Here is a 14283-nt window from a genome sequence, read left to right as displayed (position 1 = left end):
CCACCATCACCCCTGCTAAGTCTTTAAGAATTGAATATTTTGAATTTCAAAAGCAGCTGCCGCCAATAAACTCTTTTAGGATTGAGGTTGAAGGTACATCCTGGTCTGAATCTATGGAAACAAAATAGCTCAAAAACTTCAGGAGCCGCTTTGCTTCAATTCTCTCAGAACTTTTTTCATCAATACTCCTTAAGAGCGGTTCAGCATATTTCTTAAGAATTGCCAATTCGTAGACCATTGAACTGTTGAACATGATGTCTGCCTCTTCCTGGAATGGGAAGATATTGCGCTCTTCTCCACGCCTCACAGATGGCCAGCGTTGAATAGTCGCCTCAGCGGAATGTCCTCTGGTTCGGTGATCCCTTATAATTCTTCTAATCAGTCTGGAATCCGTAGTCGGGATTCGGTTGTGCTCATCAATATTCAACTGGGTCAATGCACTGATGTAGATTTTAAATTTAGTTTTCTTGTCAAGCATTTCAGTCATTTTTTCGTTTAGCCCATGAATGCCTTCAATGACGAGCGGCTGATCCGCATCTATCTTGAGTTTTCGTCCATTGTATTCCCTTTCGCCGGTCAAAAAGTTAAAACTTGGCAAGTTCACTTCTTCACCTGCAAGGAGTCGTCTCACATCATTATTAAATTTTTCAATGTCTACAGCTTCCAGAGCTTCAAAATCATAATCACCGCTCTCATCCAAAGGCGTATGTGCTCTATCGACAAAATAATCATCTGTACCGAGGGTCACCGGCCTGAGACCGTTAACTCTGAGTTGGATCATCAAGCGGTGGGCAAAGGTGGTTTTACCTGACGAGGAGGGGCCTGCTATCAATATGACGCGCTTTCCGCTTTGCAGAATCTGATCTGCGATCTGAGCGATTTTCTTTTCGTGCAGTGCTTCAGCAATCCGGATCATTTCCGCATGTCTTCCCTCGACGATCATGTCATTCAGGTTGTAGACATAACTGACATCAAGGATGCGTGCCCAGGCTTCAGATTCTCTGTAAATCTGCGCGAGTTTTTCCTGCTCCACATACTCGGGAAGCGTTGTCTGGGTGAACTTGTCAGGGTGGAGGAGGATTAAACCATCGGCATAACGCTTTAAATCGAACAATGACAGATACCGCGTGCTCGGCACCATGTAACCATAGAAATAGTTGGTCATCCAGCCGAGGGAATAAACGTTGATAGTGTCACTGCTTCTGTAATCCAGAAGTCGTTTTTTTGATCCCATTCTCAGGTCTTCAAAAATAGCTGCGGCTTCTTGCTTGGAAACGCTCTTTTTCATGAACAGTTCGCCGCTGTCAATGATAGCGGACATACGCTGACGAATTTCAAAGACATCATCATCTGTCAAAGCCCTGTTGTAATGCACTTCAATATAAAGACCTTTGTTGAGGGAGTGCTCAACAGTTAGGTGGATATCCGAAAAACACTCTATAGCTGCTCTCAAAAGCACCAGAAGGAGACTTCTCTGATATATTCGTATGCCGTCCTGATGTGAAAGGTCAATAAATTCGATTTCAACATTTTCGACGATAGTTGTCGTCAATTCCCTTAAAGCATTGTCGATTTTGGCGGCGACGATCAGCGGCCGAGCGACTGTTTGAAACGCATCGGACAGAGTTTTCACCATGGTCCCTTCCGGCACATAGCGGACCTGTCCTTCAACCGCGACCCTTATCAACTTGTCCTGGTTCAACAGCGTGATCCCCTTTCCCCGTCAGGCGAGTGATTCGAACCGCCCTTCTGATTTATTGCTTTAAGCTGACCTACAATAAGGTCATTGACCTCCTCATATTTGGACCCGTTGATCTGCATACCAAGCAATTCCAAACATTTTCTGAATTCCTTGAGGGCAGTATAGGGATCGCCGTAGACTTTTATCAGCTCACTGCGGCTGATCCCTGAAAAGCCATGGCCAACAATGGAATCATTCCGAAGCTCAATCATATCTGTCATTCTCTTGGAATTGAGAATTCTGGCAATCTCATCATAGCGGGTATCTTCCAAATGGCGGTTGATATAGGTCGTGATCGCAAAGACAACGTTGGCATTGTAAATTTTATATCTTTTCCTCAAAATTTTCATTATACTTCGCTTTTGCATAGCTTCAATATGCATAGAAAAGTTCTGCTGCTGCAAGTGACGCTCCACAAAAACATACTTGAAAACTGCCTCCTTAAAACGATAGGCACGGCCAAGAAAATCTATATACTCCTCGTTGACCAGCTGAAATCTGGTGTTTTCAAGCAATTCGGAAAAGACTGCCTCCGGCGTTCCCGAAATCAGCTGCTGAAGATTTTTTTTCAGCCGGAGGACACTTTTGTCTTTAGCACAATCGCCGCCCAGACGCTCCAGCTTTACCAGAGCTGTTTTAAAATCAAAGTTCACTGCTGAACGGCAGGAATCGAGTAAAATTGCGGGGTCAGTATCTCTGAGCCCAATTTCCTCCAGAATATCAAGCGCTCCGCCATAGTCAAACCGGTCGATCAGTTTACAAATGGATTGAAAGCTGTGCATTTGTACTCACACCCCTTACGCAAGGATTCTATCTATGACCGCTGCAGCATTTACCTAACGTGTTGCAGGCGGCAATGACTCAATAAATTGATCCAGCTCCTGCGAACGGTTTTCAAAGACACGATCTTCAATAACGAGTTTATAGGCATGGAGCATTTGATTCATGACGTCCTGACGTCTGGAAGCCCCATATTTCAAGTCTCCGACAATAGGATGTCCTATTGAGGCAAGCGATGCTCTGATCTGGTGGCTTCTTCCTGTCATCAGCTCCACTTCAAGTACTGTGAATCCGCCCCTGACTTCGAGCGGCTGATAGCGTGTATGGAAATATTTTGTGTCATCTGAATCATACTTGACGATTCTGACCTTATTCCGGTCCTCATCTTTTAACAGATAACCCTTGATTTCTCCAGGCCTGTTAATGATGCCCTCCGTGACACATAGATAGTACTTCCCGATTTTTCGATCTCGCATCAACGCGTTGTAGCGCTTCAGCGAATCGTAAGTCTTGGCAAAAAGAACAAGGCCGCTCGTATTCTTGTCCAGTCTGTGTACAGGAGCCGGCTTGAAGGTTCTCGTTGAGAGATGGCTCAAATAGATTTGAACCTTTGAGGACAACGTGCGTTTATATTCTGTCTTATCCGGATGTGTCAGCATCCCCTTCGGTTTATTGACGATCAGAATCTCATCATCCTCGTACACAATTTCAAGGGAGACTTTCTCAGGAGTGACCTGCTGGGTTTCCGTTACCAGCGAATCGAACGTTTCATCACTGAGATAGATGTTGACCTGATCCCCGGATTGAAGAAAGTATTCAGGCTCTACCTTTTTTCCGTTGACCTTAAAGGTGTTTTTTCTCATGAGTTTATAAATGGTGGATCGATTCGCGCGACCGAGCAGTTTTAGCAGATAGCGGTCAAATCTCTGACCCTGTTCATTGGTTCCAATGGTTATTTGTTTCAATTTTTCAGCTCCTATCATACTCCAAATGGATTTCGAGCAATTTTGCATCAGTGTTGAATCCGAGGGCCTCATAGACACGGTAGGCCTCAAGGTTGTCAGAATACACACATAGCTTTGGAATTAAGTTTTTTTCAAAGGTCCTCTTCATCAGCTCACAGGTCACATAAGTACCACACCCGCGGCCCCGCATTGCCGGATCAACGTATATGCCTCCCAGCACAGCAGCATCAGGCGTATAATATTCAATGGCACCATGTGCGATCAGTTCACCTTCTGCCTCACAAAAAAACTGATCCCCGTCCGAGACACGCTGGACAATTCTCTGCTTTAACCTGTTTATTGAGCTCGGGTGGCTGGAAAATTCCTTTTCAATGCGCTGCATCAGCGCAGCGGCCGCTTTGAGATCCAGAGCCTCCGGCAGGTGACAGGCGTTATCTTTTCTGTCTTTGTCGTCTTCCGGCATCTGCAGCGCCTTCATGACCAGGATGTCATTGGAAGCCATCAGTGTGGAAAATGGCCTGGAAATCTGAATCACCTGAAGCACAGCGCTGTGATTGCCTTTGACCCATTTGGGCCTATTGCTTCGAATAAGCTTCAGAAAGTCATACTTGCCCATCAATCCTCGATCCTCTGAAAGGATAAAGAGATGTTCAGGTGTTAAAAACAGCATCATACCAGTGATGCCGTCGAGATTGCCATACAGGAAAACTTCAACATTTTCAGGAACGCTTTTGATTTTTGTTCCCTGAAATTCCAGCAGGGAATAAACCGGTGCCGCTTCTTGGGCATGGTTCTCAAGAAAAGTCTCAGTCATTTTATAATGAATGGATGTCATCTTAAAAAATTCGGGCATGTCATCCCCTCCTTCTGCTGTAAAACACATTCATATTTAATTGTAACACGCTGAAAGGCGAAATGACACTCCCCAAACGTGGAAGTCACCAAACTTGCAGTCCTTTCAGAGAAGACCCGGGCGTTAAAAATTGGTGACAAACTTCTGACGAAGAGCCAGGGTCAGTTTCCTTGAGGCTGACTTTGTGCTATTCTTGTGATAAGCAGATCAAAGTTAAACAGAAACAGGAGGGTATCTATGGGTGATAAATTTAAAGACATCCTTTACGATCTCAGCGACACGTTGATTACGCTGGTGATCATTGTATTAATCATCGGAACGGTCTCTTGGAAAATATCTGACTCCATGACATACTCCAACGCCCTCGCAAAGGCTCAGCCACCCGAAATCTCACTGGGGGAGGCGCCTGAAAACGGCCTTCCTGAAGGAGAAGCACCATCAGAAGGCACCGCGCCGGACAATTCAGCCTCTGAGGTTCAGCCCTCAGTAAACACACTGCCGGCGGGCGGTTCGACCTCCAACAACTCCGGGACTCAACCGCCTTCAACAGGGACGCCTGCTCCTAGCGGAGAAAAAATGACAATCGAGATCAAGAGTGGTTCAACCGGGTATGCCATTGCCAAGCTCCTCGTCGAAAAAGGACTGGTTAAAGACACCCAAACCTTTATTCAACGGGTAGAGGCATTAAAACTGGGTTCCAAACTCAAGGCAGGCACTTTTGAAGTCACTTCCGGCATGCCTCTGGATGAATTAATTAAAGTCATAACCGGAAACTAAATTTGAGTCCAACGCACAATCCTTTCGGAGGTGTTCCAGTGAAGCATTTCGACGGCGGCTCATGTCTTTACGCCTTTTCACCCAAAATGCAGGCCATTGGGTCTGTTTTTCCAGGCGAACGCTTTTCAGTCAAGACCCACGACTGCTTTCACGAACAGATTTTTTCTGAAGAACAAACCTTGTCTGAAATCGATTATGATCGACTGAATCCTGCAACCGGACCTATCTTTGTCGAGGGTGCCAAGCCTGGAGACTTGTTGAAAATTACCATACATGACATTCAGGTCGCCAACCGCGGCATCGCTATGGTCGTACCGGGCGAAGGTGTCCTTGGTGATCTCGTGGAAAAAGGGATTATCAAAGTCCTTCCTATCGAGAATAAGATCTGCCGCTTCAATACCTTCGAATTCCCAATCGATCCCATGATTGGGGTCATAGGCACCGCCCCATCCGCGGATTCCGGAACCTGGGGCACTGCTTCACCCTGGACCCACGGCGGGAACATGGATACTCGTGATATTACGTCCGGAAGCATTTTGTACCTGCCGGTCAACACGGACGGCGCGCTCTTGGCCCTTGGGGATTGCCACGCTGCCATGGGTGACGGGGAACTGTGCTTCACTGGACTTGAAGTCGAGGCGCTGGTTGAGTTGACCACAGACCTCATTCCCGGCGCTATCCAGAAATGGCCTATGCTCGAGACGCCAGATGCCTTTATGGTCATCGCCTCGGGGGATACAGTGGATAAAGCCCTTCGCGAAGCCACGGAGCAGGCGGTCAGCCTCATTAAAGACGGCTTGGATATGACCTTCGAGGAAGCTTATCTTCTGGCCAGCCTTTATGTGGACCTCAAGATCAGTCAGATTGTCGATCCAAAAAAGACGGTTCGGGCATCCATTCCCAAAGCCGTGTTGTCAGAAGAGCGTTTGAGATCGACCATACTTTGTCCCGCAAAAGGTTAGCCAGTGAGCGGGACCATCATTACCGGACTTAAGCTTCAGCGATTAAGCAGCACGAGAAATATAGGGGAAGCAGGTGCACCGCCCATTCATTGGGCTGACAGCACACGCTTCCCCTTTTATTATTCTTCAATTTTTCCATTAGGGCTGCATCTGCTTCATCGACCGGGTCGCGACCACATCAACACCCAGTCCGCCCAAATCCCGCAACAGAATGTCGCCGAGCGTCACCGGAGCGGAAACAGACAGTTTTGACAACACAGCCGCCGCTGTCCTTAGCAGTGCCCGAGGTATTGCTTTTGTGGTCTTGCAAGGCAGTCTTGGCCATGTGCCACCCTCTATAGCTACCGTTGCTGTCAATACCGCGCTGGGATCACGAAGCTCCTGAAGAGCGAATTCATAACCGCGCCTGCATTTATAGCCTGTGATCTCACCGCCGGGTCCCAGCCCCATTCGGCATCCTTTTGGACAAATAATACAGCGCAAAGGCTCGTCTGTCACACTCTCATCCACGTCCGCAGCCAAAAGCAGCGGGGCTTTCTCAGAATGCGAAAACTGCGAAGCTTCGTCGCGGTCCCGTCCCAATACTGTCTTTGTCCTGAAACTTGACGAAGTTGTCCTGCCAAAATTGGCATGATCTGCACCGCCCGGAGCACTGTACTTCCGACACCCCAAATAAGCCGCAGCTGCCCGCCCCGCTATGCCTGCCTCCCGTGAAACCTCATCCACCAAATCATAAACACGATACGTATTGCCACAGGCAAACAGTCCAGGCACCGAGGTCTGCATTTCCCCGGTGAGTTGAAGGCCATTGGTGCCGCCCAGCAGCTCAGCGCCTGTCATGGCGGACAACTCGTTCTCAGGGATTAGTCCAACTGAAAACAGAACCAAGTCGCACGCAATCCGTTCAGGTGCGCCGCCGGCAAGGGACTCCACCACAACACCGGTGACTCTGGATGTCCCTTCGATTGCTGCAACTCTATGACTTAACAACAGCGGAATTGAAAAAGCTTTCAGACACTGGGAGACGTTTCTTGGCAGCCCGGACGGCGTCTCTCGAATCTCAACAACCGCAGCGACATCCACACCTTCCAGCGTCAGCCGCCTGGCCATGATAAGGCCTATGTCTCCAGAACCCACAATGACAGCTCTCTGACCAAGGGCATACCCCTCAATATTGATCAGCCGCTGTGCTGTTCCGGCAGAAAACACGCCTGCCGGTCGGGTTCCTGGCACTGCAACTGCAGCGCGTGTTCTCTCGCGGCATCCCATAGCCAATAAAACAGCTTTGGTCTTAACCTGGAAATAGCCTTGAGACTTGCTGAACAGCACCGCATTTAAATCGTGATCTAATGTCGCCACAAAAGTTTCCTGCATGATCTCGACACCGGATTCCTCAGCCGAATTTACCAGACGCTCTGCGTACTCAGGGCCTGTCAACTCTTCGCCATAATGAAACAGTCCAAATCCTGCGTGAATGCACTGATTGAGTATGCCACCCGGCTCCCGTTCCCGATCTACGACGAGCACGCGGTCCACACCGCAGCGTTTGGCTTCAATGGCAGCGGATAACCCCGCCGGTCCGGCACCGATCACGAGCAGACTCGGCGGCGCATCACTTAATGTCGTCCAATTTGAAGGCGTCACAAGGATGTCCCCCTTTTTCCAAAGACCACGTGGCTGCCAATATGTTCCAGGCATATTTCCGTTTCCGGAATACCCAGCTCCCGGGACAGGATCTCCAGGATTCTCGGCGCGCAGAAACCGCCCTGGCAGCGCCCGCCACCCGGTCTGACCCTCCGCTTGACGCCGTTCAGGGTTCTTGCCCCAACCGAGCGATGAATACAGTCCACAACTTCTGCCTCACTGACCATCTCGCAGCGGCAGACGATATGTGAAAACATAGGATTTTCAGCTATAAGCTGACGTCGCCTCTCAGATGTCATTTCGGCCAGAACAGGTCTCGGACGACGGCCCGGTCTGAAATCCGGTTTAAGACTGTAAGCCGGAAGGCACTCCCGGATCAGAGAAAGAAGCCTGCCCGCAATGGCAGGTGCCGCTGACAGCCCCGGCGATTTGATCCCCGCGGCGTGAATCCACCTTGAATGAGACTTTGCCGCTCTGATAATAAAGTCTTTTTCCGTTGTTTCTGCCCTAATGCCTGAAAAATTCGCGATCCCCAGATGAAAGGGAATTCCTGGGACGATCAGCGCTGCCCTATCCCGGACATAGGCGAGTCCTCCTGCCGTAGTCTGCACTGACTCAGCCTCTTCAGCGCTCAGTGTTTCATTATCCGGTCCAACCATGATATTCCCATGAAGCGTCGGAATAACCAGGACGCCTTTTCCCAAAGCGCTCGGCGCAGGATAAATCACTCGTTTGACAAGTGGTCCTGCTGCTTTGTCCAGGACAAAATATTGCCCGCGCCTCGGGATAATCTCAAACTCCGCTGATCCGCCGGACAGCAGCGCTGACATTTCCCCAGCGTGAACACCGGCAGCGTTGACGACGACCTTCGCAAACAGTCGCCCTTGCGTGGTTTCCAGTTCAAAGGGTGCTTCGGATGAACCAGGCATGGGCGTTGAAACGCCTGTCACACAAGTGCCCAGCAACAACCGGACCCCATTGTCAACTGCACTCTCCAAAGCCGCTATCGCCACTTCCCAGGGATCCACCACCGCAGTAGACTTCGCCATCAGGACTCTCAACGCCTTATTCGTCAAGCTAGGCTCAAGAGAACGCGCCTCCAAGCCGCTGAGCAGCTCAATGCCCTCAACGCCGTTTTTACGGCCGCGTTCCATCAATCCGGTCAGTGCATGTTCCTCTTGTTCTGTCAGCGCCACTACAAAAGAGCCTGTTTTCTTATAGCCAAAGGACAGTTCACGGGACAACCCTTCATACAGACGGCTTCCTTCGACATTCAGACTTGCTTTTAACGTCCCGGGCTCCGGATCGTACCCGGCATGGATAATGCCGCTGTTGGCCTTGCTTGCGCCCAGTGCAACATCCGGCTCCTTTTCGACAACCGCGACCTTCCAGCAGGTTTTGGACAGCTCATAAGCCAGAAATGCGCCTACAATTCCGGCACCTACGATCACGACGTCGTAAAGGCTGTCAACTTTGTTTTCAGTGGTTTCTGGCATTTCAGATCTCTTCCCGCAGCTCACGCAGATTGCCCCCTTCCACTTAACCGCTTGTCAGCCCTGCTCCGGCCGTTCCATCAGTGGTTTTCCCTTACCATGCTGACCGCCTTTTTCCAGCCGGCGTAAAGCGCACTTCGCTGCCCTTCCTCCATTTGAGGCTCAAATCGCTTCGCTGCCGACCCCAAGGCTTTAAGCGCCGCGAGGGATGGGTAGATCCCGACACCCAGTCCCGCGAGAAGCGCCGCACCCAGTGCCGTCGATTCCATGACCACCGGCCGGTCCAGCGCCACACCGAGGAGGTCCGCCTGAAACTGCATGAGAAATTCGTTTTCGGTCGCGCCGCCATCGGCCTTCAAAGCACTCAGGGCGACGGCAGAGTCCCCGCTCATGGCCTCTACGACATCCCGGGTCTGGTAGGCAATAGCTTCCAGCGTCGCACGGACAATCTGGTCTCTGCCTGAGCCTCTGGTCAACCCGACTATAGCGCCTCTGGCATACATATCCCAATAGGGCGCGCCGAGACCGGTGAATGCCGGAATGACATAAACGCCGCCCGTATCCGAAGTCCGCTTGGCAATCTCTTCACTTTCCCGCGCTGTCCGGATCAGCTGCAGCTCATCCCTGAGCCACTGAACCGCTGCGCCGCCAATAAAAATTGAACCCTCAAGAGCATAAGCCGCCTCAGCCTCCCCAATGCGCCATGCCACCGTTGTCAGCAGCCCGGACTCTGAAGCCACACGCTTATGTCCTGTATTCATCAGTATAAAGCAGCCCGTTCCATAGGTGTTTTTCACCTCGCCTGGCTCAAAGCAGCGCTGGCCGAACAGCGCAGCCTGCTGATCGCCGGCGACACCTGATATAGGCAGCCGGACGCCGCCAAAGATGGCTGGATCCGTCCACCCAATGACGCCTGAAGAAGGCTTGATTTCCGGCAGCATGCTTCTCGGAATCCCGAAGATTTCCAGCAGCCCTTCATCCCAGTCCAGGGTGTCGAGATTAAGCAGCATGGTACGGCTGGCGTTGGAGACATCCGTGGCATGTACCTTTCCCCTGGTCAAATTAAAGATCAGCCAGGTGTCCACAGTTCCAAAGCAGAGTTCACCGCGTTCCGCCCTTTCCCGCGTCCCTGGAACATTGTTTAAAATCCACTGAATTTTGGTAGCTGAAAAATAGGCGTCCACCACAAGCCCTGTCGTCTTTCGGATAAAGGCTTCATGACCCTCTTTCTTCAGGGTCTCGCACAATGCCGCCGTCCGCCTGCACTGCCAGACAATCGCAGGATAAACTGGTTTTCCGTTTTCCCGGTCCCACACCAGCGTCGTTTCGCGCTGGTTGGTAATGCCCAGCGCCGCGACTTCAGACGGTGAAACGCCCGTTTTCTCAAGCACTTCCAGCGCAACCCCTGACTGAGTCCCCCAAATTTCAGAAGGATCATGCTCCACCCATCCCGGTTGCGGAAAGTACTGACTGAAATCCTTTTGTGCCAATCCCACAATATTCCCCTCGAGGTCGAACAGAACTGCACGGGAACTCGTCGTCCCCTGGTCCAGAGCAAGCAGATAGCGTTTTCCCGCCCCTGCTGCTGTCTCGAGCAGAATCTTGTCCTCATCCTGACACGCTTGTGAACTCAAACTTCTCACCCTCCCAGCTGCGATTCTCTCAAACTTCCCAAAAAAGTTTCTGCCGATGGTCTTCAGCCTTCAACCCCGCCCATCATTCCTCAGACAGGCCGGCTTGTTCCAAAAGCTGGTTAACCTCATCCTCAGTCAGATCTCTGTACTCACCGGGACTAAGAGCATCATCCAGTTTAAGGGGCCCCATGCTGATGCGCTTTAAAAAGACCACAAATCGCCCTCGGGATTCAAACATCCGCTTGACCTGGTGGAATTTCCCTTCATAAATGGTGAGCCTGGTTTCGCTCTTATGATCCCCCACAGAAAGAATCTCAAGCTCTGCAGGCAGGGTCTGATAGCCGTCATCCAGTGTCACCCCTGCCTTAAAGGCACTAATGTCATTCTCATTGACCGGACCGTCCACAACTGCCTCATAGGTCTTAAAAACGTGACGCTTTGGCGCCAAAAGCCCATGGGCCAGGGCACCGTGATTGGTCAGGATCAATAGCCCCTCGGTGTCTTTGTCCAGTCGGCCTACCGGAAACAGATCAAAGACCTGATCTTCAGGCTCAAGAAGATCTATGACAGTAGACTCACGAGCGTCCTCCGTGGCAGATACCACGCCTTGGGGTTTATTCATCATATAATAAACGTATTCCTTGTAAATAACCGGAGCCCCTTTGAACAGGACCGTCTGCGTCTCCGGATGGATATGGATGCTGCCTGATTTAGGTTTGGCGCCATCCACCTCAACCCATCCGTGCCGGATGTACTTTCTAACTTCGCTTCTGGTTCCTATGCCCATATGGGAAAGTAATTTGTCCAGTCTCATGGTCTTTGCCATTCTATGATCCTCCTGTATGATGCATTAAAGTCAGTTTGCGGGATTCGGTGCTTCGAACTCATTTAGAGCATGCGCCATGCAGCCGGGTACTGGTTCTTAAGGCTGCCTTTGTTCAACTTTCCCCACCCAAGGGGATAATCTCCAAGACAAATCAAATTGAGCCCGTCTTCGCCGGCGACGTTCAGTGTTTCGCCCTTCAAATAGCGCACGACGTCAAACTCATCCGCCTCAAAGTGGATCTCGCGTTTTGCATCTCCGGATTTAAGACCCATGGCAAAGGCGCCTGACGGGACAAATCTGCCATTTTTCTCTTCACCCAGGTACCAGCCGCTGCGAATGACACGCATGCCTTGCGTTGAAGGCAGTCCCTCCGGGAGTCTATAGAGCTTGTCTTCAATCTGCAGAAAAGCGCCACTCAGCTTTATCGTGAGATTCTCTGCTTCGAATTGCCGGTAAGCCTCTGTCGGTTCATTTTGGAACCTGTTATGGTCCGGCGGGCTGCTGTGACCACAACCATCGGCAGAGCTTTCCAAAAGTCCTGCAAAATGGCCCTCACCTTCGTGGAGATGCGGCCAGAGACGGCCATAGCCTGTGCGGGTATCCAGCCCCAGCTTGGGATCAGGCTGCAGCTTAGAGAACTCAGAATGCCGCGACATGAAGGCGTCGAGGGCCCATTCATTCTCCTGGCGATTAAAAGTGCAGGTCGAGTACGCCAGACGCCCGCCGGGCTTCAGCATCTTTGCCGCCTGGTCAAGCAGGCTGTCCTGGATCGACCTGAAGTGGCCCGGAACCTGATTGGACCACGCCTCAAGGGCTTTTGAATCCTTTCTGAACATGCCTTCACCCGAGCAAGGCGCGTCAATCAGAATACCGTCGAAAACAGAGTGAAACCGGGCACCCAGCTTCTCCTGGCTTTCATTGATTACCAGGGCATTGGTCACGCCTGCCATTTCCAGGTTGCGGACCAGGGCTTTAATGCGGCTGGTGCTGATATCGTTTGCCACTATGGTGCCGCGACCCCCAAGCGCGGCGGCGATTTGCAGCGTCTTCCCTCCGGGACATGCACACAGATCGAGAACCGTCTGTCCGGGCTGAGGATCGAGTACATTGACAGGTGCCATGGCCGATGGTTCCTGCAGATAATACAACCCGGCATGATAGAAAGGGTGCTTCGCAGGACGCTCAGTCTCCTCATAATAGAAACCATCCGCTGTCCAGGGTATAGGCGTGAGCTTAAAAGGTGCGATTTTCAGAAACTCCTCAACGGATATTTTCAGACGGTTCACACGCAGGCCAAAATGCCTGGGTTGATCATAACTTTCTAAAAAGGCTTCGGTTTCACTGCCAATCAAAGCCCTGATTTCTTCCAAAAAGCTTTCCGGAAACTTCAATTACTTCACACTCCCATGTCGAGCCCAGTTGGTCTCCCTTGATCAGGCCCGTTAACTCATTATATCCCGACTGCAGCCGCCTTGACAAAAGAAAAGTGATCTTCTATGATTAGTATAATCTGGCAAAGGTATCTCAAAACGACAACTATAGAGGAGGAATTTCTATGGCTCTTGTGACAACCAAGGAAATGTTCAGAAAAGCTTATGAAGGTGGCTATGCTATCGGTGCGTTCAACGTCAACAACATGGAGATCGTGCAGGGCATTGTCGACGCAGCCAAGGAAGTCAAATCCCCACTCATTCTTCAAGTCTCCGCAGGCGCAAGAAAATACGCTAAACCTGCCTATCTGAAGAAACTGGTCGAAGCTGCCGTTATCGACTCCGACCTGGATATTGCGCTTCATCTGGATCACGGCGACAGCTTTGAAATCTGCAAACAATGTATTGATGATGGCTTTACCTCTGTCATGATTGACGGTTCACATCTCCCTTATGAGGAAAACATAGCCTTGGTCAAACAGGTCGTGGAATACGCACATGCTCGGGGCGTCGTCGTTGAAGCAGAGCTCGGAAAATTGGCAGGCGTCGAGGACGAGGTCAATGTCAAAGCCGAGGACGCTACTTATACGGACCCTGCCCAAGCGGTGGATTTCGTGAAGCGGTCAGGCTGCGACTCCCTTGCTATTGCCATTGGCACAAGCCATGGTGCCTATAAGTTCAAGGGTGAGCCAAAGCTGGATTTCGAGCGTCTCGAAACCATCACCAAGCTCCTTCCGGATTATCCGCTGGTCCTTCACGGCGCGTCTACAGTCATACCTGAATTCGTCGAAATGTGCAATGCCTATGGTGGCAACATTCCGGGCGCACAGGGCGTCCCTGAGGATATGCTGCGCAGAGCGGCTGCGCTCGGTGTCTGCAAAATCAACATCGACACAGACCTTCGACTTGCCATGACTGCAGCCATCAGAAAATCACTTCACGACAACCCTGCTGAGTTTGACCCTCGCAAATATCTCGGCGTCGGTCGTGATGCCATCCGCAATATGGTCCATCACAAGCTGGTCAACGTCCTCGGTTCAGACGGCAAGCTCTAGTACAACATAGTCATTACTTAAGCAATTACAGCTGCAACAGTCAGGAAAATGGCGGCGCCGCCATTTTCCCTTTTTTTAAAGCAAAACAGGTGTCCCGGATCCCCGGGACACCTGTTTTGCTAT

12 protein-coding genes are annotated in these 14283 nt (G+C 50.8%); 3 read left to right on the top strand and 9 right to left on the bottom strand.

Annotation, left to right across the window (positions count from 1 at the left end):
- Positions 1-46: 46 nt before the first annotated feature.
- The 4 genes from AC4PHM_RS16070 to AC4PHM_RS16055 are packed head-to-tail and all read right to left on the bottom strand — an operon-like array spanning position 47 to position 4339.
- A complete protein-coding gene (locus AC4PHM_RS16070; RefSeq protein WP_492018731.1) occupies positions 47-1702 on the bottom strand; it encodes a uridine kinase family protein in 1656 nt (551 codons plus the stop codon).
- Positions 1699-2523 (bottom strand): hypothetical protein, encoded by an 825-nt coding sequence (locus AC4PHM_RS16065; RefSeq protein WP_492018730.1) that lies wholly within the window; start codon positions 2521-2523, stop codon positions 1699-1701. The genes AC4PHM_RS16070 and AC4PHM_RS16065 overlap by 4 nt, the downstream gene beginning before the upstream one ends.
- Positions 2524-2577: 54 nt before the next feature.
- On the bottom strand, positions 2578-3486 hold the full coding sequence (locus tag AC4PHM_RS16060) for an RluA family pseudouridine synthase (RefSeq protein WP_492018729.1): 909 nt from the start codon (positions 3484-3486) through the stop codon (positions 2578-2580).
- 4 nt (positions 3487-3490) lie between these two features.
- Entirely contained in the window at positions 3491-4339 is an 849-nt protein-coding gene (locus AC4PHM_RS16055; RefSeq protein ID WP_492018728.1) for a GNAT family N-acetyltransferase, read from the bottom strand.
- 237 nt (positions 4340-4576) lie between these two features.
- Between AC4PHM_RS16055 and AC4PHM_RS16050 the strand changes: the two genes are divergently transcribed.
- Positions 4577-5116, top strand: coding sequence for a hypothetical protein (locus AC4PHM_RS16050; protein WP_492018727.1), 540 nt, complete (start codon positions 4577-4579; stop codon positions 5114-5116).
- Positions 5117-5154: 38 nt separating this feature from the next.
- A complete protein-coding gene (locus AC4PHM_RS16045) occupies positions 5155-6078 on the top strand; it encodes an acetamidase/formamidase family protein (RefSeq protein WP_492018726.1) in 924 nt (307 codons plus the stop codon).
- A gap of 138 nt (positions 6079-6216) precedes the next feature.
- Here the strand turns inward: AC4PHM_RS16045 and AC4PHM_RS16040 are convergent, their stop codons facing one another.
- The 5 genes from AC4PHM_RS16040 to AC4PHM_RS16020 all read right to left on the bottom strand — a co-directional run bounded on the left by AC4PHM_RS16040 (position 6217) and on the right by AC4PHM_RS16020 (position 13066).
- Entirely contained in the window at positions 6217-7722 is a 1506-nt protein-coding gene (locus AC4PHM_RS16040; RefSeq protein ID WP_492018725.1) for an FAD-dependent oxidoreductase, read from the bottom strand.
- Complete coding sequence (locus AC4PHM_RS16035; protein ID WP_492018724.1) at positions 7719-9242, bottom strand: NAD(P)/FAD-dependent oxidoreductase; 1524 nt, start codon at positions 9240-9242, stop codon at positions 7719-7721. The genes AC4PHM_RS16040 and AC4PHM_RS16035 overlap by 4 nt, the downstream gene beginning before the upstream one ends.
- Positions 9243-9295: 53 nt before the next feature.
- Positions 9296-10813 carry a glycerol kinase GlpK gene (gene glpK, locus AC4PHM_RS16030; RefSeq protein WP_492020528.1) on the bottom strand — a complete coding sequence of 506 codons (1518 nt, stop codon included), beginning with the start codon at positions 10811-10813 and terminating at the stop codon, positions 9296-9298.
- A 118-nt stretch (positions 10814-10931) separates the two neighbouring features.
- A complete protein-coding gene (locus AC4PHM_RS16025; protein WP_492018723.1) occupies positions 10932-11675 on the bottom strand; it encodes a pseudouridine synthase in 744 nt (247 codons plus the stop codon).
- Positions 11676-11737: 62 nt separating this feature from the next.
- Entirely contained in the window at positions 11738-13066 is a 1329-nt protein-coding gene (locus tag AC4PHM_RS16020; RefSeq protein ID WP_492018722.1) for an RsmB/NOP family class I SAM-dependent RNA methyltransferase, read from the bottom strand.
- 164 nt (positions 13067-13230) lie between these two features.
- On the opposite strand from AC4PHM_RS16020, the gene fba reads away from it, so the two are divergent.
- Positions 13231-14160, top strand: a complete 930-nt coding sequence (gene fba / locus AC4PHM_RS16015) for a class II fructose-1,6-bisphosphate aldolase (RefSeq protein ID WP_492018721.1) — start codon at positions 13231-13233, stop codon at positions 14158-14160.
- Positions 14161-14283: the final 123 nt, after the last annotated feature.

The organism is Acidaminobacter sp. QWL-03 (genome assembly GCF_058683855.1).
The sequence above is the reverse complement of the archived record's forward strand: the minus strand, read 5'-3'. Positions and strand labels throughout refer to the sequence as shown.

Excerpts from the sequence above, each read along its gene's own strand:
- AC4PHM_RS16055 (WP_492018728.1), bottom strand. The coding sequence starts at position 4,339 with ATGCCCGAATTTTTTAAGATGACATCCATTCATTATAAAATGACTGAG.
- AC4PHM_RS16025 (WP_492018723.1), bottom strand. The coding sequence starts at position 11,675 with ATGGCAAAGACCATGAGACTGGACAAATTACTTTCCCATATGGGCATA.
- AC4PHM_RS16065 (WP_492018730.1), bottom strand. The coding sequence starts at position 2,523 with ATGCACAGCTTTCAATCCATTTGTAAACTGATCGACCGGTTTGACTAT.
- fba (WP_492018721.1), top strand. The coding sequence starts at position 13,231 with ATGGCTCTTGTGACAACCAAGGAAATGTTCAGAAAAGCTTATGAAGGT.
- AC4PHM_RS16050 (WP_492018727.1), top strand. The coding sequence starts at position 4,577 with ATGGGTGATAAATTTAAAGACATCCTTTACGATCTCAGCGACACGTTG.